The sequence below is a fragment of the Schaalia georgiae DSM 6843 genome (assembly GCF_000429245.1).
In the GTDB taxonomy this organism is placed as follows: Bacteria; Actinomycetota; Actinomycetes; order Actinomycetales; family Actinomycetaceae; genus Pauljensenia; species Pauljensenia georgiae.
On the sequence record NZ_AUBM01000009.1, the window covers coordinates 109,006 to 128,441 of the forward strand.

The following is a 19,436-nucleotide window of genomic DNA, read 5'->3' on the forward strand; positions in this document are numbered from 1 at the left end:
CGCACGTTATCCAGAACACCTATGTTCGCTGTAGGTTTGATGGTAACGTGAGTATCGTCCTATCAAGATGCGGAGAAAGGTGATCCGTTATGGCACTGAACACGTGCGGTCGCGCAGGACGTTTGATCGCGGTCGCAGCAACTCTCGCCCTGGGCGTTGGCCTGGGCGCTGTCTCGGGGGTCGCGAACGCCGCTGACGCCTCGTCCGCCGGGGCCGCCCAGGCGGCTGCGGGGTCGCAGGCCGCCGCTGACGGCGTGTGGAAGCAGGACTCCAAGGGCTGGTGGTACCAGCTCCCGGACGGCTCCTACCCCACTGGAACCGACATGGTCATCAACGGGACCGAGTACACCTTCGACGCCGAAGGCTACATGCGCACCGGATGGGTGCAGGAGGCTGGTGGCTGGCGCTACTACCTCGCCTCGGGCGCCCGCCTCACCGGGGGCTGGGTGCAGGTCGGCGACAGCTGGTACTACCTGGATCCCAGCACCAAGCTGATGGCCACGGGCTACGTGATCGTCAACAACACCGCCTACTACCTGGATGACACCACCGGCGCGATGGTCACCGGCTGGAAGGAGGTCAACGGCAGGTGGTTCTACTTCGGCTCGAACGGCGCCCCGAAGACCGGCTGGCTCCAGGAGGGCGGTAAGTGGTACTACCTCGACAATGACGGCGCCATGCTGACCGGCTGGGCGTTCATCGGCTACCGCTGGTACTACCTGGACGACGGCGGTGCGATGGCCACGGGCTGGGTGAAGGTCGGGAACGACTGGTTCTACTTGTACTCCGGCGGCTCGATGGCCACGGGCTGGCTCCTGGAGGGCGACACCTGGTACTACCTGCAGCCCAGTGGTGTGATGGCAGTCGACGACATCTATGAGATCGACGGCGTGTGGCACATCTTCAACGCCTCCGGCGCCTGGCAGGGCGTCTACAACGAGAAGCCCCCAGTGGAGTAGTCGGGGTGACAGAAGGCTGCCGCCGGAGCGCTAGAAGTGCTCCGGCGGCAGCGGGATCCGGCTCGGTGGCGACTAGGCGCTCTGGATCAATGGGGCCCAGCGCTGCTTCGACTCCGGCGACTCCGGTTGGGGGAGTTTGGACCGCTGGCATTGGGGGATCCTGGATCGGGGAAGCGAAGGGCCCCGCCCCCAAAAGGGGCGGGGCCACTTCCATCCGCGCGATCACTGAGCGCGGGTCAGTGCGGCGGTGCTGTACCGGGGCTGGCGCGGGAGCGTCAGTAACGGCTGCCGATGGTCACCATGCCGGTCGCGAGCAGGTAGACGAACAGGATGGCGTAGAGGATGCCGGCGATGGCGCCGATGATCCCGAGCCACCACGCCGCCTTGCCCTCCTTGCGGTCCTTGGACATGGCAGAGAAGCCGTAGGCCGCAGCGGCGATGCCCAGGATGATGGAGAACTTGCCGACGAAGGGGCCCAGGGCGCTCTCCAGGCCCGAGCCGATGGGAGCAGTCCACCACAGGGTGAAGAGGATCCACGGGACCAGGGCAAGGCCGAGCGCGCTGAGGCCGCCGGTCGAGAATCCGCCGGTGGGAGCCACGGGGGCCGCCTGGCCGGGGGCGACGGCGGGCAGCTGGTTCGCGGGGGCCGGGAACTGCTGGGACTGCTGGGCCGGTGCGCCTGGTGCCGGGAACTGCTGGGGCTGCGCGCCTGGTGCGGGGAACTGCTGGGCTTGTGCGCCGGGGGCCGGGAATTGCTGAGGCTGCTGGGAGCCCTGCGCCTCGGGGGTGCTGTAGGGATTGGTGGGGTCGGACACGATTACTCCTTGTGGATCCTCTTCTCAGGTGGTTACACGGTAGCAACGGTCTGACTGGGTGGTCAATATCGTCATTCAAAGGGAGAGCAGGCGCTCGACCACGGAAACAACGCCGCCCTCGTTGTTGGACGGGGCCACGAAGCGGGCTGCGCGCACGACATCGGGATCGGCGTTCGCCACAGCGAAGGACAGATCCGCCTCGGCCAGCATCGACAGGTCGTTGTGGAAGTCCCCGAACACCGCCGTCTGCGCCCGGGTCACCCCGAGGGCGGCCTGGAGGGCGCGCACGGCGCGGCCCTTGTCGACCCCGCGGATCTGCAGATCCGCCCAGTTCGCGCCCGACACCGCGTACTGGTGCGTCGAACGGAAACGGGCCAGTGTCGCCTCCGCGAGGAGGCCGACCGGATCCAATGAGTAGACGGCGAGTTTGACGATGGCGTCGTCGAGCTCCCCCGCCTCGATTGCGTCAAGGACGTCCAGCTGGGAATCCACCTGGCACGTGCGGTGGTAGTAGGGGAGCACCCCTGAGACGAAGGACTCATCGAGCCGCTCGACGTAGGCAGAGCGCTTCCCGCACATGACCAGGCCGCCGTTGGCGCCGCCTGGACCCGTCGCCCCGCGGACCAGGCGCACTGCCTCGCGCAGTGTCGCCAGGTCCAGGGGGCTCGACGAGATCTCGGCGCCGTCGCGCATGACGATCGCGCCGTTCTCCCCGATGACGGTCATGCCCGGGCGGTCGGGGAACATGTCGAGCAACGTCCACACCTGGCGGCCGGACGCGGGGGCGAAAGTGACGCCCCGCGCATCGAGCTGGTTGAGCAGCCGCCACAGCCCGCCGGGGAAGCGCTTCCGGTCGTCCAGGAGCGTCCCGTCCATGTCCGCGACGACGAGGCGCACGTCAGCCGGGGCGTACGCCCCGGAGTCGGTGGGGTTCGCGAGGCGGGCGACGCTCACTCGCCGGACTTGAGGGACGCCTGCTCGGCCTCGGAATCCGGCACGAAGGCATCGGTCTCGAGGTCGGCCCAGTACTCCTCGGCCCAAGGATCCTCGATCGGCTGGCTGCGCTTCCACAGGACGTAGCCGACGCCCGCTGCCGTGACAGCCAGCGCGGCCAATCCGACAGCGCGCAGGAAACGACGTTTACGGACCTTCGGGGTGGGGGTTGTCAGGGCCACAGTGGAAACCTCCTTGGCGCGGCGCGCACGTTCTGAAAGGGGACCGGGGGCGGACAGGGCGTTGCCCGCCTGGTTGACTGCGCGCGAAGCGCGGGGGAGGTAGTCCTCCACAAGGTTCGCGCGGGCGGACTCGATAGCGGGGCCGGCGTGCTCGACCGCGCTCTTGGCGCGGGCGGCGGCCGACTCGACGGCGGGGGCCGCGCGGTCGATGGCGCGGGCGAGTGCGGCCTGGGCGCGGGGAGCGGCCCAGTCGACTCCGGCGCCCACCAGATCGGCGGCCTTCACGGCCACCTTCCCGGCGTACACGGCGGCCGTGTCCCGCAGTTGCGCGGCTTCCTCCCGCAAGTGATCGGCGTCAAAATTCGGTGTGGGGGCCATAGTGTCTCCGAATCTGTCCAGTGGTGTCCGGCGCCGCACGGGGAGCCGGGCGCCGCTGGATACCATTGTGCTACGAATGCGTGTGATCCGCAGCCCACTGACCGAGGAGTCGGGCGGGGCTTGCGCTACCGGCGTAGCCCCCGCGTGGTCGCGGGCGCCGATAAGTGGGACGATTGACCCCATGAAAGCTATTGTGCACACCTCCATGGGTGACATTGCCCTCGATCTCTACCCCGATCACGCGCCCAACACGGTCAACAACTTCGTCGGCCTGGCCAGGGGCGAGCGCGAGTGGACCGACCCCCGCACCGGCCAGAAGACCTCGCGGCCCCTCTACGACGGCACCGTCTTCCACCGCGTCATCAAGGACTTCATGATCCAGGGCGGCGATCCCCTGGGCAACGGGACCGGAGGCCCCGGCTACCAGTTCAACGACGAGATCCATCCCGAACTGGCCTTCAACGAGCCGTACCTGCTGGCCATGGCCAACGCGGGCAGGCGCATGGGGAAGGGGACCAACGGATCCCAGTTCTTCATCACCGTCGTGCCCACGCCGTGGCTGCAGGGCAAGCACACGATCTTCGGGAAGGTCGCGGACCAGGCCTCCAAGGACGTCGTCGACGCCATCATCTCGGTCCCCACGGGCGCGGGCGACCGCCCCGCCTCGGACGTCGTCATCGAGTCCGTCGAGATCGTCGACTGAGAACGCGTTCCCACGGGGCCGGGAGCCGCAGCGGCACCCGGCCCCATGACCGCCCTCCAGGCCCTGACGAAAGGCACTCCGATGAGCATGCCCCGATTCGGACAGCGGTCCGACCCCCGCGCGGCCCCCGACTGCCCGCGGCACCCGGGCGTCCGCAGCGTCGACTACTGCAAGCGGTGCAACCGGCCCATGTGCCCCTCCTGCGTCGTCCCCACCGAGGTCCGCAGCATCTGCGTCGACTGCGCGAAGTCCTCGCGGGGCCGCCGGAGCGCCCGGATCAGCTCCGCAGCCGCTTTCCTGCGCTCCTCCGGGGCGCCCGTCACACTGGTCCTCATCGGCGCGTGCGTCCTCATGTACCTCCTGGCCCTGGTGGTCCCCGCTGTGCAGAGCCTGTTCATGCTGGTCCCGGCGTGGGTCGGCCCGCGCCCGTGGATCGTCGTGACGTCCGCCTTCCTCCACTCGGGGTTCCTGCACGTGTTCTTCAACATGCTCACCCTGTACTGGGTGGGTTCCGTGGTGGAGAGGGCCATCGGGCACTGGCGCTACGGGGCCGTGTGCCTGATAAGCGCCCTGGGGGGATCGGCTTTGGTGATGCTTTGGTGCTTCGTCCAGCCCGCAGCGCTCTTCGCCGCCACGGTGGGCGCCTCGGGCGCCGTCTTCGGGCTCTTCGGGGCGGTCTTCGTCCTCCAGCGGCTCTCGGGCTCGTCCACCGCGCCGATCCTCATCCTGCTGGGGATCAACCTGGTGTACGGGTTCGCCAATCCCGGGGTGTCGTGGCAGGCGCACATCGGGGGCTTCCTGGCGGGCGCGGCCGCCACGTGGGCGCTGCTGCGCACCAGCGGGCGCCCGGGCGGGGCGCTGGCCCCGAGAGCCAAGCAGATCGCCGTCTGCGCGGGCATGGCCGCCGCGCTGGCCGCCTTGTGCGCCGTGTCCTACTGGGGGCTCGTCGCGCTGTACGCCTGACTCCAGCCTCGCGCGCGAAGGCCAGGTCAGCCTAATCTGAGGGGCAGGCCCCCGCCCAACGGAAGGAACACCATGACGACCCCCTGGGACATCTACGACCAGCTCATCGATGAGATCCCCGCGGACATCACCGTCCAGAGCGCCCGCGCCGACGGGAAATGGCGTCGCATCGGCACCTCCGAGGGCGGGGCGGGGATGGCCTTCGGCATGAACGTCCAATCCCGTCCCCGTGCCGTCGCCGACGCTGGGGACCTGGTCGGGCGTCCCCTGCGCGATGCGGCAAGCCTGGTCAAGAGCTGGAACTTCGAGGACGCGGGCCTGGGGATGGCGGCCATCAACGCCTACCACTGCCACACCGACCGGGCCCTCGCCCACGGTTTCACGCCCCTGGCCGAGAACAACTGGGGCAGGACCTTCCACGCCTACGCCGACGCCGTCGCGGGCAAGAGGGTGGCCATCGTCGGCCACTTCCCCTTCGCGCCCGCCGCCCTGCCCGACGTGGAAGAGCTCATCGTCCTTGAGCGCGCCCTCTTCGACGGAGACTACCCCGACAGCGCGTGCGAGTACCTGCTGCCCGGCGTCGACTGGGCGTTCATCACCGGCAGCGCCTTCGTCAATAAAACCATGCCGCGGCTGCTCGAACTCACCCGCGGCGTCCACTCTGTGGTGCTGGGGCCGTCCGCCCCCGCCTCGCCCATCGTCCTCGACCACGGGGCCAGCGAGGTCCTCGCATTCGCCTCCTGCCACCCGGCGCTGCTAGAGGAGGGGCTCGCCGGGCGGCTCCCCGGCGGGATGTTCGATGCGGGGATGCGTGTGGGCCTGGCCCGCGGCTGACCCCGGGGGGACTGGCCGGGCCGCGGAGGCGGGATCCGTGCGGTGGACCGGCGCCGACCGGGCCGCCTTCCTGAACAAGTGTGGCGCGCCCCGCGTCATCTACTCCCCGTGCAACCCCAACCCGTGTCAAAGACCTAGCGGCCATGTCCTCCTTGCGCGCGATCCACGGCTGCGTCTTCGACATGTCCCCCCACATGGCGCCCGCCGAGGTCGCCGTGCTGCTCGGGTGGACTGGCGGCGGCCGGTGAGGGCGCAGTGGTGTCCCGCATAGTGGTGTAACCGCGTGGTGATCGGCCCTTGTTGTTGGATACGGGCGCGGTCACCGTGTTGTCTGATTCCGGTTCTTTGTGCGCGTGGTTGAAGGGGAGGGGCTGTGTGTGCGGCTCGTTGTCGGCGCTTTGGGCGGCTTCGTGCACCGCGCTGCGGGATCCGCCTGCGGTTGCGCTACTTAGCGCGTGACTGCACTACTTAGCGCGCGACTGCGCCACTTGGGCCGACGTGGGCCCTGGTCCTCCTGGCGTGTCGGGGGCCTAAGTGGTGCGGGCGGTGTCTAAGTGGTGCGGGCGGTGTCTAAGTGGTGCGGGCGCGCCCCGCCATCCCCGTGCGACGAACGCGGCCCCGGTCGTCACCGGGGCCGCGCAGCGCTCTGATTCCTGTGAGGGTTAGCGCCACCACAGGGTCATGAGGAAACCGACCATCATAATGCCCAGGCCGATGATGATGTTCCACCAGGAGATCCCGGGAACCGGGTAGGCGCCGGAGGAGATGTAGTACACCATCAACCACACCAGGCCGATGAGCAGAAGGCCGCAGAACAACGGCGCCCACCACACCGGGCTCAGTGGAATCCCCTCGGTCCACGGGTGGATCTCGGTGTCGTCGGCAGCATCCCTGCCGTTCTTCTTCCGCTTCTTCGACTCGGCCACATCTTTCCTTTCTCCAGGGAAGGCGGACTCGCCGCCTCGGCTTCGCGCCGAGATAACGGCACTGCACATAGCGTAGTCTCGGAGCAGGGCACAGGAAAAGCGGGGCGCTCCGAGCGGGCTCGGCCCGCTGGATCCGGCCGCGCCACAACCACCGGAAGGAGAGCCATGAGCCGCCGTCCACCGCGCGCCTCCGCGGCGATCCTCGCAGTCACCATCGCCGCTGGGGCGCTCTTCTCCGTCTCCTTCCTCAACAACAGACGCAACCCCGCCTCCGGGGGAGGGCTCGGGGACCTCGTGCGCGCCCGCCAGGACTCCGTGGCCTCCCTGGAGGCGCAGAACCGGGACCTGCAGGGCCAGATCGACCAGTACGCCGGTCAATCCGGGGCGCGGGCCGCCTCGACGACCGTCCCCGCCCTGGCGGCCTCACCGGTCGTTGGACCCGGGGTGGAAATCACCCTCACGGACGCGCCCGCCGACCAGGCCCCCGAGGGCGCCAGCCCCAATGACCTCGTCATCCACCAGCAGGACATCGAGGACGTCATGAACGCCCTGTGGTCCGGCGGTGCCGAGGCCATGACCGTCCAAGGGGCGCGCATCACCAGCAGGACCGTCATCCGCTGCATCGGCAACGTCATCCTGGTCGACGGGACCAGCTACTCCCCGCCCTACGTCGTCCAGGCGATAGGCGATCCGGGCGCCCTGCGCGAGACGGTCATGGCAAATCCACGTATCGTTAACTACCAGGCCTACGTGGCCCGCTACGGCCTCGGATGGGACATGCGGGAGAAAGAGGAGCTGCGTTTTCCACCCGCCGCAACCGACACGACCCTGAACTACGCACACGTGGAGGCACCAACGAATGGGTGAACACATCGCCCACGCCCGCCCGCCAAGGGGCAGGGGCCGCAGAATCTTCTGGAGCACCGTCGGCGTCATCGGCGAACTCCTCATCACCGCGAGCTTCGTGATCGGACTGTTCGCCGTGTGGCAGTTGTACTGGACGACGTTCCAGGTCCAGGGCCAGGTCGCCCAGACCATCACCGCCTACGAGGAGGACCACGCCCCGGCGGCACGGCAAGCGGGCGAGGCGCGCACCGACGCCCCGCCGGCCTTCACGCGCGAGGTGTCCGACGGGGAGGTCTACGGGCTCATCCACGTGCCCAGCTGGGACTGGATGAAGATCCCCCTCGCCGAGGGGACCTCGACGGCCGTCCTCGACAACGGGTGGGCCGGCCACTACGGCAACACCGCCCAACCCGGCCAGCTCGGCAACTTCTCCGTAGCCGGGCACCGCCGCACCTACGGCAACAACTTCCGCTGGATCGACCGCCTCGGGCAGGGGGACAAGGTCGTCGCCGAGGTCGACGACTTCTACGTCGTCTACTCCGTGCAGACCTGGGAGATCATTAGCGCCGACGACCCGGACCAGGTCCGCGTCATCGCGCCCGTCATCGACGACCTCACTTTCAACAAGGAGCCCACCGAACGGTGGATGACGATGACCACCTGCAACCCCGAGTACGGCAACTGGGAGCGCTACATCGTCCACCTCAAGTTCCAGTCGTGGACGCCCAAGTCCTCCGGCGTCCCCGCCGAACTGCTCGACGAGCCCCAGTCCTGACCCGAACGGAAGCACATGTACGCCTGGATATTCCGCCACCTGCCCGGACCCACGTGGTTCAAGGTCATAGAATCCCTGGTCCTCATCGGACTCGTCGTCGCTGCCCTGTTCACCTGGGTGTACCCATGGGTCCAGACCTACTTGGAGCTCGGGGACGCCTCGGTGGGCTGAGCCCCAGCACTACCGGCCGCCAGCCGCCCGGGGCACATGGGGCGGCCTGCCCCGGATCCGGACTCCTGCTGCGCCGGCTCCGACGACGGGGCGCAGGCGGATGGCGCACCCCGCCCCAGACTCCTGCTGCGCCCCGGGGCGGCCGCGCGGACGCCCGGCGCCCCATCGGGCGTGTACCGTGGGTCCTGTCAGCGCCCGCCCGGCGCCGCGCCCCCGAACGCACCCGCCCCGACCGGGGCCCAGCACCGTGGAGGAACAGATGACGCGCATCCTGTGCATCGACAACTACGACTCCTTCGTGTACACGATCGTCGGGTACCTGCGCCACCTCGGCGCCTGCGTCGACGTCGTCCGCAATGACGCGGTGGACCCCCAGTGGCACGGCAGCCCCTACGACGGCGTCCTCGTCTCGCCCGGACCCGGCGCCCCCGCCGGCGCGGGCGCCACCTTGCGGACCATCGCCGAGTGCGCCGAGCACGCGATCCCCATGCTGGGGGTCTGCCTCGGCATGCAGGCGCTCGGCGAACTCTACGGCGGCGCCGTCGGGCACGCCCCCGAACTCATGCACGGGAAGACCTCGGTCATCACCCACGACGGGAAGGGCGTGTTCGCGGGCATCCCCTCGCCCCTGACCGTCACGCGCTACCATTCGCTGGCGGTCGACCCGGCCAGCGTTCCCGGCGCACTGGAGGTCAGCGCCTCCACCAGCTCCGGGATCGTCATGGGTCTGCGCCACCGCGAACTGCCCCTGGAGGGCGTGCAGTTCCACCCCGAGTCCGTCATGACCCAGTCCGGGCACCTCATGTTCGCCAACTGGCTGGCAGTCTGCGGCGACGGGGGCGCGCCCGCCCGTGCGGCGACCATGGCGCCAGTGGTCGCCCGGCGCTCCGGCCTTTGAGGCGCGGGGGCCGCGCCCGCACGGATGACGACGCGGGCCGTCCCGACCCCTACCGGGCCCCACGGCGCCAACCCGCGTCTGCTTCCCCCCACCTGCTGCTCCCACGGCGAAGGGGCCGGGCGGCGGGCGCTCGACCCCCTGCCCGGCCCCTGTGGGACCCCGCGCTAATGGCTAGTGGGCGTGGGAGTGGGCGTGCCGTTGCCCTTCCCCTTGGAGACCTTCACATTCACCTGGGTCCCCTTGTTGACCTTCTGCCCTTCGGCGGGGTCGATGCTCAGCACTTGACCCTTCGGCTTGTCCGAGTCCACCTCGGTCATGTTCGGCTTCAGGCCCACGTTCTCCAGAGTGGCTTTCGCGTCCTCCGCGGATGTGCCGACCACAGTGGGGATGGTGACCTGGTTGTTTCCGCTGGAGATGGTCACATTCACCTTCGCGCCCTTCTGCGCGGAGGACCCGGCCGCCGGATCCGAGAACACGATCTGGTCCTTCGGCTGATCGGAGTCGTCGGTGAAATCGACGGTTCCGAGCTTGAGGCCGACGTTCTCCAGCGCGGTGCGGGCCTGCTCCTGCTTCATGCCGGTCAGGTCTGGCACGGTAACGGTGCTGGAGCCAGACGACAGGTACCCGGTGACCGTCGAACCGGCCTTGACCTTCGAGGCCGATGAGGGGTTGACCTTCGCAACCTTGCCCTCGCTGATCTCATCGGAGGCGACCCGGTCGCTCGAGACCTCCCATTTGAGGCCAACGGCCTCCACCGCCCTCTTGGCCTCGTCGGGGCTCATCCCCACCAGGGAGTCGGGGACCACGACCGAGTCGGGGCCGCTGGACAGCGTCGCCGTGATGGTCGACCCCTCCTCGGCCTGCTCGCCGCCAGGGGGGTTCGTCGAGACGACCGACCCCTCGGCGACGCTGTCGGAGGCCACCCTGTCGGCCGCGATCGCCCACGTGAAGCCGGCGGACTCGACCTGCGCCTTCGCGTCCGCCTGCGTGTAGCCGACCACGTTGGGGACTGCCGCAGTGGTCGGCGTGGTCTTCCAATTCGCCAGCGCGTACACGGAGGTTCCGATGACGAGCAGCGCCAGGGCGATGAGCGAGCCGATGAGCACGGCACGGCGCTTGCGCGCGCGCGCCTCGTCCTCCTCGTTCGCCTTGTTCGTCGGGGAGGTCTGGGCGCCCTGCCCCTGCCTGGAGGGGTTCGCGATCACCGTGGAGGTGGGCGACGTGGCCGCCGAAAGCGGGATCGTTGCGGCAGTCTGATCCTGCCGGGGCGTCTGCCCCATCCACGCGGAGGTCTCCGGGGCTGAGACGCCGAGGCCGCGCGAGACCCGCATGAGGTCGGCCAGCATCGCGTCGGCGCTGGCGTAGCGCTGATCGCGGTCCTTCGCCAGCGCCTTCATGACGACGCGGTCGAGGGCATCGGGGATGTCCGCGGTGATCGACGAGGGGACGGGGGGCATCTGCCCCACGTGCTGGTAGGCGACCGCGACTGCCGAATCCCCCTTGAAGGGCGGGCGCCCGGTGAGGAGCTCGAAGAGGACGACGCCCGTCGAGTACAGGTCGGACCTGGCGTCCACGGACTCGCCGCGCGCCTGTTCCGGCGACAGGTACTGCGCGGTCCCGACGACCGCGTTCGTCTGGGTCATGGTCGCCTGCGAGTCCGTGAGGGCCCGGGCGATGCCGAAGTCCATCACCTTCACCTTGCCGTCGTTGGTCAGCATGATGTTCCCGGGCTTGATGTCCCGGTGGACCAAGTGGGCGGTGTGGGAGTACTCGAGGGCCTGGAGCACGCCCCCGACGATCTCGATGGCCTCGTTGATGGGGACCGGCATCCCGTCGGAGATGAGCTCCTTGACGGTGTGCCCCTCCACGTACTCCATGACGATGAAGGGGATCGAGATGGTCCGCCCCTGGGCGTCCTCGACCATCTCCTCGCCGGTGTCGTAGACGGCGACGATGTTCGGATGGTTCAGCGAGGCGGCCGACTGCGCTTCCCGGCGGAAGCGCGCCTGGAAGATCGAGTCCAGTGCCAGGTCGCGGCGCAGCATCTTGATGGCGATCACACGCGACAGGCGGGTGTCGAATCCCAGGTGCACCTCCGCCATGCCGCCGCGCCCAATCAGGGAGCGGACCTCATAGCGTCCGGCTAAACGGCGGGCCACGGGCTCTGCCATGTCCTGACCTCCTCGGTAGGGGTAGTCCCTGCGTGCGCGGACAGCAGGGAACCGATCATGTGCTTGATCGTAACGGCTGCGAGGACGACGAGCGCCAGAACGACGAGGGTGACGATCACAGCCCTGAGAATGCGCTTGCCCGGGGGAACGGGCGGGGAGACGACGGAACGATTGTACTTGGTCCCCTTCGGGGGCTGCGCCGAGTGCGCCGCCCTGGCGTCCAGGGCGTGCCAGCGGGGCTTGTTCGGATCGGGTTCGGCGCGCTGCTCGAACACCGAGCGGCGGGGGCGGACGGGCGCGGCGGGAGTGCCCGGCTTCTTCTTCGGAGCGGGACGGGGTGGGGGCACCGTCCCGAGGATGCGCGCCACCGACGGCGATTTGCGTGTGATAACGCCTCCGTCGTCCTCGCTGCGCTCACGCCGTTCACGGCGCTCACGGCGGGCCTCCTCGCGCCTGCGCTCCTCCGCTTCGGCGCGTTCCCTGCGCTCGCGCTCCTCCCTGGCGGCGGCTTCAGCCGCAGCGCGATGGCGCTCCTCTTCCGCCCTGCGCTCCTCCTCGCGGGCGCGCCTGGCCTCCTCCGCCGCATCCTCCCGGTCGCGCGCCTTCTGGCGCTCCCTGAGCCTGCGGGTCAGCGCTTCGAGGCGCAGTGCCTCCTCCGCTTCGGACCTGGTCATCCCCGTGTCGGTGGTGCGGGTGTGGCGGCCGGTTGTGGTGGTGTCGGGGTTGGTGAGGTCGGGGACGGTGAGTGGGGGCTGGTCCGTCCCGGTGTCGGTGGTGCGGGTGTGGCGGCCGGTTGTGGTGGTGTCGTGTGTGGTTGTGTCGGGGTTGGTGAGGTCGGGGACGGTGAGCGGGGGCTGGTCCGTCCCGGTGTCGGTGGTGCGGGTGTGGCGGCCGGTTGTGGTGGTGTCGGGGTTGGTGAGGTCGGGGACGGTGAGCGGGGGCTGGTCCCCGGGTGCCCGTTTCGCGCGGGTGCGGGGCGAGGGCTTGGTCTCCACAGCCGGGTCGGTGGGCGCCTCGACGCCGACCGAGGCGCGCAACTGGGCGGGCATGGCCGAGCGCGCGGTCGTCGTCCCCGGCTCCGCGGCCGCAACGGCGGAGGACACGGCGGGCGCCACCGCCGCCACTGCGGTGCCCTGGCCGACGGCAGGGGGGAGGGGAGTGCGCATCGGCAGGGGGGCCGCCGCGGGAAGCTGCTGGGAGAGCATCTGCGGCGGACCGGACGACGGGGGCGCGGGGTCCACCTCGTCGAAGATGCGCACCTGCGGGTCCGATGCGGGGCGCGGGCGCGCGACGAGGCCCTCCGGCGGGCGCAGCAGCTCCTCGGGCAGTGTCCGCCTCGGCTTGTGGCGCACAGGGGCCACAATGGGGACGGAGGGCTGGACCGGGGTGCGTGGGACGTTGGACCGGGACACGGACTTCGGTACCGGCAGCGGAATGGGGGTCACTGGGATGCCCATCGCCTTCGCCGCGCCGGCCAGTTCGCGCACGGCGGCGGAACCGGACTCGGGGCGCTTGGCGGGATCCTTCTCCAGCAGGTGCAGGATCACGTCCGCCAGGGGCGCGGGCACGAAGTCCGGCAGGGGCGGCACGGGGTCGTTGACGTGCGCGAAAGCGATGTCCACCTGGGTCTCGCCCGTGAAGGGGCGTCTGCCCGTGGCCGCCTCGTAGGCGATCACCCCCAGGGCGTAGAGGTCGCCGATGGGGGTGGCCACCTCGCCCATCGCCTGCTCGGGCGGCAGGTACTGGGCCGTCCCCATGACCATCCCCACTGCGGTCAGGTTCACTTGGCCGGTCGCCCGGGAAATACCAAAATCAGTGAGTTTGATCACGCCATCGGGGCGCACGAGTATGTTCGCGGGTTTGATGTCGCGGTGGACGACGCCAGCGCGCGACGCCGCCCCCAGGGCCATCGCGACCTGCACGAGCACCGGCATGAGGTACTCGGGCTCCAAGCGGGTCCCGCCGCGCAGGTAGTCGGTGAGGGGGAACCCCTCCACCAGCTCCATGATGATCCACCCGATGCCGTCCTCCTCGCCGGAGTCCTGCACGTTCGCGATGTTCGGGTGGGAGATGCTCATCGAATTGCGCGCCTCGAGGCGCAGGCGCGACAAGGACAGCTCCTCGCCGCTGAGCTCCGGGCGCAGCACCTTCGCGGCGACGATGTGCCCGCTGACGCGGTCGCGCGCCTTCCAGACCTCGCCCATGCCGCCCTGGGCGATTGGGGTAAGCAGGGTGTAGCGGCCGCCGAGGACGCGTCCCGCCCCGGATGTCATCTTCTGAGTGGGGGTCACTGGAGCCCCGCTTCCAGGAGGGCGCGGGCGATGGGGCCCGCGACGGTGCCGCCATGCGGCGTCGGAACCTTCTCATCGCCCTCTACGACGACGGCGAAAGCGATTTGCGGGTCGTCCACGGGCGCGAAACCCACGGCCCAGGCGTTCGCGCGGGCGCCGTTGCCGGTTTCCGCAGTGCCGGTCTTCGCGGCGACCGCGACGTTCGGGATCGCCATCGACGAGCCCGAGCCGTAGGGCTGCGAGACGACGGCCCGCATCATCGTGGTGATTTGGTCCGCGATCTCGGGAGTGACCGGTTTGCCCAGCTGCGCGGGATCGGTGGTCGAACGGGTCTGCAGGTCGGCGTCCACGACCTGGTCGATCAAGTAGGGCGCCATCATGGTCCCCTTGTTGGCGATGGCCTGCGCCACCTCGGCCATCTGCAAGGGCGTCGTCTGCACCGTGTACTGGCCGATGGAGCTCATCGCCAGCTGCGCGGCGTCGGTGTCGGAGGGGAAGACGGAAGGGGTCACGGGCAAGGGGATTGTCTGCTCCTTGCCGAAGCCGAAACGGGCCGCCACGTCGGAGAGCTGCTGGTTCGTCAGCGACTTGGAGGCGAGCACGAAAGTCGTGTTGCACGAGCGCGCGAAGGCCTCGGTGAGCGTCGGCTTCCCATCGCCGCACTGCGAGGACTCGATGTTCTCCACCTGGGTGGACGAGCCGGGCAGGGTCGTGGAGACCGGGGAGTCCATTCGCGTGTCCGGGGTGGCGGTCCCGTTCTCCAGCAGGGCGATCGTGGTGAGGATCTTGAAGGTGGAACCGGGGGCGTAGCGGTCCCCGCCGATGGCCCTGTTCACCAGGGGCCTGTTAGGGTCGGCCAGGAGGTCCGCGTGGGCTTTGTTCACAGACTGGGAGTCGAAGACCGCCAACGAGTTCGGGTCGTAGCTGGGCGAGGAGTACAGGGCCAGGACGGCTCCCGTCTTCGCGTTGAGGGCCACGACCGCCCCACGGCGGTCGCCGAGTTTCTCGGCCGCGACCTGCTGCATCTTGTCGTTGAGGGTCAGCACGACGCCGCCGCCCTGGCGGCCCGCCCCGGTGAACAGGTTGCGCAGGCGCTGGGCGAACAGGGACTGGGACTGGCCGTCGAGCACCTCCTCGGCCGCCGACTCGAGCCCCGTCGACTGGGAGATCACGGAGGAGAAGTAGCCGGTCACGGACGCGTAGAGGGGGCCCTGGGAGTAGGAGCGCTCGAAGCGCCGGCTGTCGTCCTGCTTGGTGGACGAGGCGACTGCGCTCCCGTTGACGATGATCGGGCCGCGGTCGATCTCGGCGGAGTGGAGGATGGTGCGCTGGTTGCGCTCGTCGGCGTTGAGGGCGGGGGCGGCTACGAACTGCGAGTTCGTCATGCCCGCGCCCAGCAGTGCGAACATGATGAGGACGACGATGAAGATCCGTCGGATCTGGTTGTTCACTGGGCGTCACCTGCTTTCATGGGCTCATGGACCCCCGAGTTCCACGGCGCGGGGGTCGAGGCGGGGCGGCGCGCGGCGTCGGACACGCGGATCAACAGGGCGACGGTGAGCCACGAGGACACCATGGACGAGCCCCCCGCCGCCAGGAACGGCGCCGTCAGGCCGGTCAACGGGATCAGCCGGGTGATGCCGCCCAGGACGACGAACAGCTGGATGGCCAGCGAGAAGCTCAGGCCAGTGGCCAGTAGCTTCCCGAATCCGTCGCGGACGGTGAGGGCCGCCCGCAGGCCGCGCTGGATGAGGACCAGGTAGAGGACCAGGATCGCCGCCAACCCGGTCAGGCCCAGCTCTTCGGCGAGGGAGGAGAGGATGAAGTCGGAGTTGGCCAGGGGGACCAGTTGCGGGTACCCGCGGCCCCACCCGGAGCCCATGAGCCCGCCCGAGGCCTGCCCGAAAAGGCCCTGGACGACCTGGTAGGAGCCCCCGTCCTCCGAGTACACCGCAGGGTCGAAGGCGTTGAGCCACACGTTGAAACGGTTCGCGACGTGCGGGAACGCCCGCACGGCCACCGCGACGGCGGGGACGAAGAGGACGAAGCCGATGAGCAGCCACGACGGGCGGTTCGTCGCCACGTAGAGGGTGGCGACGAAGAGGCTGAAGAACAGCAGCGAAGTCCCCAGGTCGCGCTGGAGGACCAGGATCGCGATGCCGATCAGCCACACCACCATGATGGGGCCCAGGTCGCGCCCGCGCGGCAGGCGCAGGCCCAGGAACTTGGGGCCCCCGATGGCCAGGTTGTCGCGGTTGGTCACCAGGTAGCCCGCGAAGAACAGGGCGAGGGTGATCTTGACCAGCTCGCCGGGCTGCACGCTCACGGGGCCCAGGTGTATCCACACGCGGGCGCCGTAGGTCTCGGTGCCCAGGCCGGGAATCATTGGGAGCAGCAGCAGGACCAGCGACAGGGCGCCGAAGGTGTAGGTGTAGCGCCGCAGCGTGCGGTGGTCGCGCACCGCGACCAGGAGGAGCGCCGCCAGGACGATGGAGGCGGCGACGTAAATCCCCTGGCGTATGCCGACGGTGTCCGCGCCGAGGCGCTCGTAGGACAGGTCGAGCCTGTATATCATGGCGAGCCCGAGGCCCGTCAGGGCGACGGCGACCGGCAGGATCAGGGGGTCGGCGTGGGGCGCCAGGAAGTGGACGCCGACCTCGGCGATGATCGCGAGTGCGACCAGGACGGCCACGGTCACGTTGGCGCGCGGGTTCGTGGGCAGTGCGCCCGTGTAGTTCAACGTGGCCAGGACGTAGCCGCCGACGCCGACGGCGAGCGCGAGGAGCAGGAGCAAGACCTCCACGAGCCTGCGCGAGCGGGCGGGGGCGATCGACACCGTTGCCATCAGGACGCGCCCCCGTCGCCGCTCTGGGTGCCGCCGTCCGTCTGGGGCGGCGCGCCCGACTGGGACGCACCGGACTGGGGTTGGCCCGACTGAGCACTGTGGGCGTCCTGGGCGGCGCGCGCGTCCTCAGCGGTGCGCCGCAGGCCCGCCAGGTACTCGTCGATCGCGGCCCGGGAGGAGCGCATCACTGGCGAGGTGAGGCGCTGTTGGTCGACGGGAGCGAGGTCGGACAGGCTGATCTCCGTGACCTCGGCGGCGTGGGAGAGCTTCCACGGGCCGATGGACTGGGGGATGCCCTGGTAGATGACGACGTACCCGTTCTCGCCGATCGCGTAGTACTGGCTCTGGCTCCACGCCCACGACAACCAGCCCGCGGCAATGACCAGCACTGTCACCAGTGACACGAAGACCGGCGTCCACCAGGCCGAGCGGCCATGGCCCTCAGCCTCGTCGTCCTCGTCGTCCAGGCCCGCGGCGTGGGAGCCCAGCCCCGCCGCGCGTGCCGCCGCGCCCTTGCCGCCCCGGGACTTCGCGTGGCGGTCGGCCGCGGCCGCGCCCACGATCTCGGGCGGCGTGGGCGGGAACTCGCCGGCCGGGACGATGTCGGCGATGACGCACGTGACGTTGTCAGTGCCGCCGGCGCGCAGGGCCAAATCGATGAGCTCCTCCGCGCATTCGCCCGGGTCCTCGCGCTCGGCCATGACCTGGCCAATGGTCTCAGGGGAGACCAGGCCCGACAACCCGTCGGAGCACAGCATCCACCGGTCGCCGACCACCGCTTCGCGCACGGTCTCGTCGGGGGAGACGTCAGCCTGGGCGTCGCCGAGGATCTTCAGCACAACGTTGCGGTTGGGGTGGTGTTCGGCCTCCTCGGGCGTGATCTGGCCCGTGTCGACCAAGTACTGCACGAAGGAGTGGTCGGTGGTGACCTGCGTGAGGGTGTCCCCGCGCAGCACGTAGGCGCGCGAGTCGCCGATGTGGACCATCGCCAGCCGGTTTCCGCTGCGCATGAGGGCGATGCACGTGGTGCCGAGCCCTTCCAGGTCGCGGTCGCGGCTCGAGCGGTCGGTGAGCTCGTCGTGGGCGTCCATGAGCGCTTCGCGCAGCAGCGGCAGCATCGAGTCCGCCGGGTGGGAGTCCGTGTCGAGGGGCACCAGGTGGGCGAGGGCCACGGAGGAGGCGATGTCCCCGCCGGCCGGGCCGCCCATGCCGTCCGCCAGGATGAGCAGGTTGGCCCCCGCGTACCCGGAGTCCTGGTTGTTGGAGCGCACCAGGCCGACGTCGGAACGCGCCGCGTAGTGGAATTGAACTGCGTGTGCGGACATTTCACCCAACCAATTCGAGGGTCGTCTGGCCGATACGGATGACGTCGCCCACCTTCAACTGGTGCGGGCTCGTGAGGCGCTCGTCGTCAATGAACGTGCCGTTCCTGCTGGAGAGGTCTTCGATCCACCACCCGTCGGCCTGGGGGCTCAACGCGGCGTGGCGGCTGGACGCGTACTCGTCCTCGAGGACCAGGGTGCAGGCGGGGGAGCGCCCGATGACGATGGGGGCGTCCCCCAAGGGCAGCATCGTCCCCACCAGGGGCCCGCCGGTGAGCAGTAGGTCCTTGGGCGCCTGGGGGGCCCCCGTGGTCGGGCGCTTGCTGTTCTCCTTGCGCTTCTTCTTCGACTGGCGGCGACGTTCGTCCGCCTTGGAGCGGCCCTTGCCCCTGGGGGTCACGACAGTGCCGTAGATATCGCGCCGCAGGGTGTTGACGGCGGCGAGCACCAGCAGCCACAGCAGGACCAGGAAGCTGATGCGGAATACGGTGAATGCGAGGTCGGTGGTCATAGAGCTCCGCCCTGGTCGGGATGTGTCCAGAAGAGGATCTTCGTGCGTCCGATGACGATCTGGTTGCCATCGAGCAGCGTCGCAGCGTCGATGCGGTGCCCCTCGACGAATGTGCCGTTCGTGGAACCGAGGTCGGTGGCGATCACGCCCGTAGGGGTGATGCGCAGTTCGAGGTGGCGCCTGGAGACACCGGAGTCGGACACGACGATGTCCGCCTCGGAGCCGCGGCCGATGACAGTGATCGGCTCGGTGAGCAGCCACTTGTCGCCGTCGACGTCGATGATGGGGTGCTCGGGGGAGGCCGACGAGGCGGTGGCCGGGGCGGCCGGGCCGCGGCGCTTCTCGGCGTCGACGCTGAGGGTGCCCGAGGACGCGGTGGGGTCGGCGACGAACTCGATGACGACGGGCCCCAGCAGCGCGTACCCGTTGGTCATCGCGTGCTCTGTGGCCTGCTGGGCGAACTCGTCAGCGAGGACGTCGAGGCTGGCCTCGAGGGAGTCGAGGTCGGCGTTCGAGGCGTGGACGGTGAAGTGGTTCGCCGTGATGATCCGCTCGGCAGTGACGGCCTGGACGTGGTCGTCCATGGCGCGGCGGATCGCCGTGGTGATGTCGACAGGCTTGATCCCCGACCGGAACACGCGCGAGAAGGCGCCATTGACGCCGCGCTCGACGGCGCTCTCAAAGCGGTCGAAGATGCTCATTGGTGTCTCCTTGTCGCCCTGCGGTACTCAGTGCGTGCTGGCCTTGGGGGTCCGGGTCGCACCCCCTCGGGGATAGTCTAACCGCCGTTGCCAAATGAGGCGGTGGCGCGGGGCGCGCCCGACCTGCGGGGAGCCTTGTCGCGGGCGGGGCC

19 protein-coding genes are annotated in these 19,436 nt (G+C 69.6%); 8 read left to right on the plus strand and 11 right to left on the minus strand.

Annotated elements, in window-relative coordinates:
- The first annotated feature begins 89 nt into the window (after positions 1-89).
- Positions 90-959 carry an N-acetylmuramoyl-L-alanine amidase family protein gene (locus tag G447_RS0105010; protein ID WP_081697863.1) on the plus strand — a complete coding sequence of 290 codons (870 nt, stop codon included), beginning with the start codon at positions 90-92 and terminating at the stop codon, positions 957-959.
- A 275-nt stretch (positions 960-1,234) separates the two neighbouring features.
- Here the strand turns inward: G447_RS0105010 and G447_RS0105015 are convergent, their stop codons facing one another.
- The 3 genes from G447_RS0105015 to G447_RS0105025 all read right to left on the minus strand — a co-directional run bounded on the left by G447_RS0105015 (position 1,235) and on the right by G447_RS0105025 (position 3,327).
- Positions 1,235-1,774 carry a hypothetical protein gene (locus tag G447_RS0105015; RefSeq protein WP_026430272.1) on the minus strand — a complete coding sequence of 180 codons (540 nt, stop codon included), beginning with the start codon at positions 1,772-1,774 and terminating at the stop codon, positions 1,235-1,237.
- A gap of 75 nt (positions 1,775-1,849) precedes the next feature.
- A complete protein-coding gene (locus G447_RS0105020; protein WP_026430273.1) occupies positions 1,850-2,728 on the minus strand; it encodes an HAD hydrolase family protein in 879 nt (292 codons plus the stop codon).
- Positions 2,725-3,327, minus strand: a complete 603-nt coding sequence (locus G447_RS0105025; RefSeq protein WP_005871734.1) for a hypothetical protein — start codon at positions 3,325-3,327, stop codon at positions 2,725-2,727. The genes G447_RS0105020 and G447_RS0105025 overlap by 4 nt, the downstream gene beginning before the upstream one ends.
- Positions 3,328-3,508: 181 nt before the next feature.
- Here G447_RS0105025 and G447_RS0105030 point away from each other — a divergent pair, with 181 nt between their 5' ends.
- The 3 genes from G447_RS0105030 (at position 3,509) to G447_RS0105040 (ending at position 5,827) form a co-directional block, all read left to right on the plus strand.
- Positions 3,509-4,030 carry a peptidylprolyl isomerase gene (locus G447_RS0105030; RefSeq protein ID WP_026430274.1) on the plus strand — a complete coding sequence of 174 codons (522 nt, stop codon included), beginning with the start codon at positions 3,509-3,511 and terminating at the stop codon, positions 4,028-4,030.
- 81 nt (positions 4,031-4,111) lie between these two features.
- On the plus strand, positions 4,112-4,993 hold the full coding sequence (locus G447_RS0105035; RefSeq protein ID WP_026430275.1) for a rhomboid family intramembrane serine protease: 882 nt from the start codon (positions 4,112-4,114) through the stop codon (positions 4,991-4,993).
- A 72-nt stretch (positions 4,994-5,065) separates the two neighbouring features.
- Positions 5,066-5,827 carry a Rossmann-like domain-containing protein gene (locus G447_RS0105040; RefSeq protein ID WP_026430276.1) on the plus strand — a complete coding sequence of 254 codons (762 nt, stop codon included), beginning with the start codon at positions 5,066-5,068 and terminating at the stop codon, positions 5,825-5,827.
- A gap of 662 nt (positions 5,828-6,489) precedes the next feature.
- Here the strand turns inward: G447_RS0105040 and G447_RS0105050 are convergent.
- On the minus strand, positions 6,490-6,753 hold the full coding sequence (locus G447_RS0105050) for a cell division protein CrgA (RefSeq protein WP_026430277.1): 264 nt from the start codon (positions 6,751-6,753) through the stop codon (positions 6,490-6,492).
- Between the two features lie 165 nt (positions 6,754-6,918).
- Here G447_RS0105050 and G447_RS0105055 point away from each other — a divergent pair, with 165 nt between their 5' ends.
- The 4 genes from G447_RS0105055 to G447_RS0105070 all read left to right on the plus strand — a co-directional run bounded on the left by G447_RS0105055 (position 6,919) and on the right by G447_RS0105070 (position 9,443).
- Positions 6,919-7,620 (plus strand): DUF881 domain-containing protein, encoded by a 702-nt coding sequence (locus G447_RS0105055; protein WP_026430278.1) that lies wholly within the window; start codon positions 6,919-6,921, stop codon positions 7,618-7,620.
- Positions 7,613-8,374, plus strand: coding sequence for a class E sortase (locus G447_RS0105060; RefSeq protein ID WP_026430279.1), 762 nt, complete (start codon positions 7,613-7,615; stop codon positions 8,372-8,374). The genes G447_RS0105055 and G447_RS0105060 overlap by 8 nt, the downstream gene beginning before the upstream one ends.
- A gap of 15 nt (positions 8,375-8,389) precedes the next feature.
- Positions 8,390-8,545, plus strand: coding sequence for a hypothetical protein (locus tag G447_RS12365; protein WP_005871744.1), 156 nt, complete (start codon positions 8,390-8,392; stop codon positions 8,543-8,545).
- Between the two features lie 259 nt (positions 8,546-8,804).
- Positions 8,805-9,443 carry an anthranilate synthase component II gene (locus G447_RS0105070; RefSeq protein WP_026430280.1) on the plus strand — a complete coding sequence of 213 codons (639 nt, stop codon included), beginning with the start codon at positions 8,805-8,807 and terminating at the stop codon, positions 9,441-9,443.
- 164 nt (positions 9,444-9,607) lie between these two features.
- On the opposite strand, the gene pknB is transcribed toward G447_RS0105070, so the two are convergent.
- From pknB to G447_RS0105105, 7 genes are read right to left on the minus strand one after another with little or no spacing between them, the layout of a single operon-like run.
- Positions 9,608-11,614, minus strand: a complete 2,007-nt coding sequence (gene pknB, locus G447_RS0105075; protein WP_026430281.1) for a Stk1 family PASTA domain-containing Ser/Thr kinase — start codon at positions 11,612-11,614, stop codon at positions 9,608-9,610.
- Positions 11,587-13,905 (minus strand): serine/threonine-protein kinase, encoded by a 2,319-nt coding sequence (locus G447_RS11705; protein WP_243442308.1) that lies wholly within the window; start codon positions 13,903-13,905, stop codon positions 11,587-11,589. Before G447_RS11705 ends, pknB begins: the two co-directional genes overlap by 28 nt.
- The gene (locus tag G447_RS0105085; protein ID WP_005870421.1) at positions 13,902-15,356 is read right to left on the minus strand and encodes a peptidoglycan D,D-transpeptidase FtsI family protein; all 1,455 of its coding nucleotides are present in this window, start codon (positions 15,354-15,356) and stop codon (positions 13,902-13,904) included. The genes G447_RS11705 and G447_RS0105085 overlap by 4 nt, the downstream gene beginning before the upstream one ends.
- Positions 15,353-16,750, minus strand: a complete 1,398-nt coding sequence (locus tag G447_RS0105090) for an FtsW/RodA/SpoVE family cell cycle protein (protein WP_026430282.1) — start codon at positions 16,748-16,750, stop codon at positions 15,353-15,355. Before G447_RS0105090 ends, G447_RS0105085 begins: the two co-directional genes overlap by 4 nt.
- Entirely contained in the window at positions 16,750-18,075 is a 1,326-nt protein-coding gene (locus G447_RS0105095) for a PP2C family protein-serine/threonine phosphatase (RefSeq protein WP_026430283.1), read from the minus strand. The genes G447_RS0105090 and G447_RS0105095 overlap by 1 nt, the downstream gene beginning before the upstream one ends.
- Before the next feature lies 1 nt (position 18,076).
- Positions 18,077-18,583, minus strand: a complete 507-nt coding sequence (locus G447_RS0105100; protein WP_005870431.1) for an FHA domain-containing protein FhaB/FipA — start codon at positions 18,581-18,583, stop codon at positions 18,077-18,079.
- Positions 18,580-19,284, minus strand: coding sequence for an FhaA domain-containing protein (locus G447_RS0105105; protein WP_005870423.1), 705 nt, complete (start codon positions 19,282-19,284; stop codon positions 18,580-18,582). The genes G447_RS0105100 and G447_RS0105105 overlap by 4 nt, the downstream gene beginning before the upstream one ends.
- Between the last annotated feature and the right edge of the window lie 152 nt (positions 19,285-19,436).

Excerpts from the sequence above, each read along its gene's own strand:
- G447_RS0105035 (WP_026430275.1), top strand. The coding sequence starts at position 4,112 with ATGAGCATGCCCCGATTCGGACAGCGGTCCGACCCCCGCGCGGCCCCC.
- G447_RS0105010 (WP_081697863.1), top strand. The coding sequence starts at position 90 with ATGGCACTGAACACGTGCGGTCGCGCAGGACGTTTGATCGCGGTCGCA.
- G447_RS0105040 (WP_026430276.1), top strand. The coding sequence starts at position 5,066 with ATGACGACCCCCTGGGACATCTACGACCAGCTCATCGATGAGATCCCC.
- G447_RS0105095 (WP_026430283.1), bottom strand. The coding sequence starts at position 18,075 with ATGTCCGCACACGCAGTTCAATTCCACTACGCGGCGCGTTCCGACGTC.
- G447_RS0105055 (WP_026430278.1), top strand. The coding sequence starts at position 6,919 with ATGAGCCGCCGTCCACCGCGCGCCTCCGCGGCGATCCTCGCAGTCACC.
- G447_RS0105025 (WP_005871734.1), bottom strand. The coding sequence starts at position 3,327 with ATGGCCCCCACACCGAATTTTGACGCCGATCACTTGCGGGAGGAAGCC.
- G447_RS0105090 (WP_026430282.1), bottom strand. The coding sequence starts at position 16,750 with ATGGCAACGGTGTCGATCGCCCCCGCCCGCTCGCGCAGGCTCGTGGAG.
- pknB (WP_026430281.1), bottom strand. The coding sequence starts at position 11,614 with ATGGCAGAGCCCGTGGCCCGCCGTTTAGCCGGACGCTATGAGGTCCGC.
- G447_RS0105105 (WP_005870423.1), bottom strand. The coding sequence starts at position 19,284 with ATGAGCATCTTCGACCGCTTTGAGAGCGCCGTCGAGCGCGGCGTCAAT.
- G447_RS0105070 (WP_026430280.1), top strand. The coding sequence starts at position 8,805 with ATGACGCGCATCCTGTGCATCGACAACTACGACTCCTTCGTGTACACG.
- G447_RS0105030 (WP_026430274.1), top strand. The coding sequence starts at position 3,509 with ATGAAAGCTATTGTGCACACCTCCATGGGTGACATTGCCCTCGATCTC.
- G447_RS12365 (WP_005871744.1), top strand. The coding sequence starts at position 8,390 with ATGTACGCCTGGATATTCCGCCACCTGCCCGGACCCACGTGGTTCAAG.
- G447_RS0105060 (WP_026430279.1), top strand. The coding sequence starts at position 7,613 with ATGGGTGAACACATCGCCCACGCCCGCCCGCCAAGGGGCAGGGGCCGC.
- G447_RS0105100 (WP_005870431.1), bottom strand. The coding sequence starts at position 18,583 with ATGACCACCGACCTCGCATTCACCGTATTCCGCATCAGCTTCCTGGTC.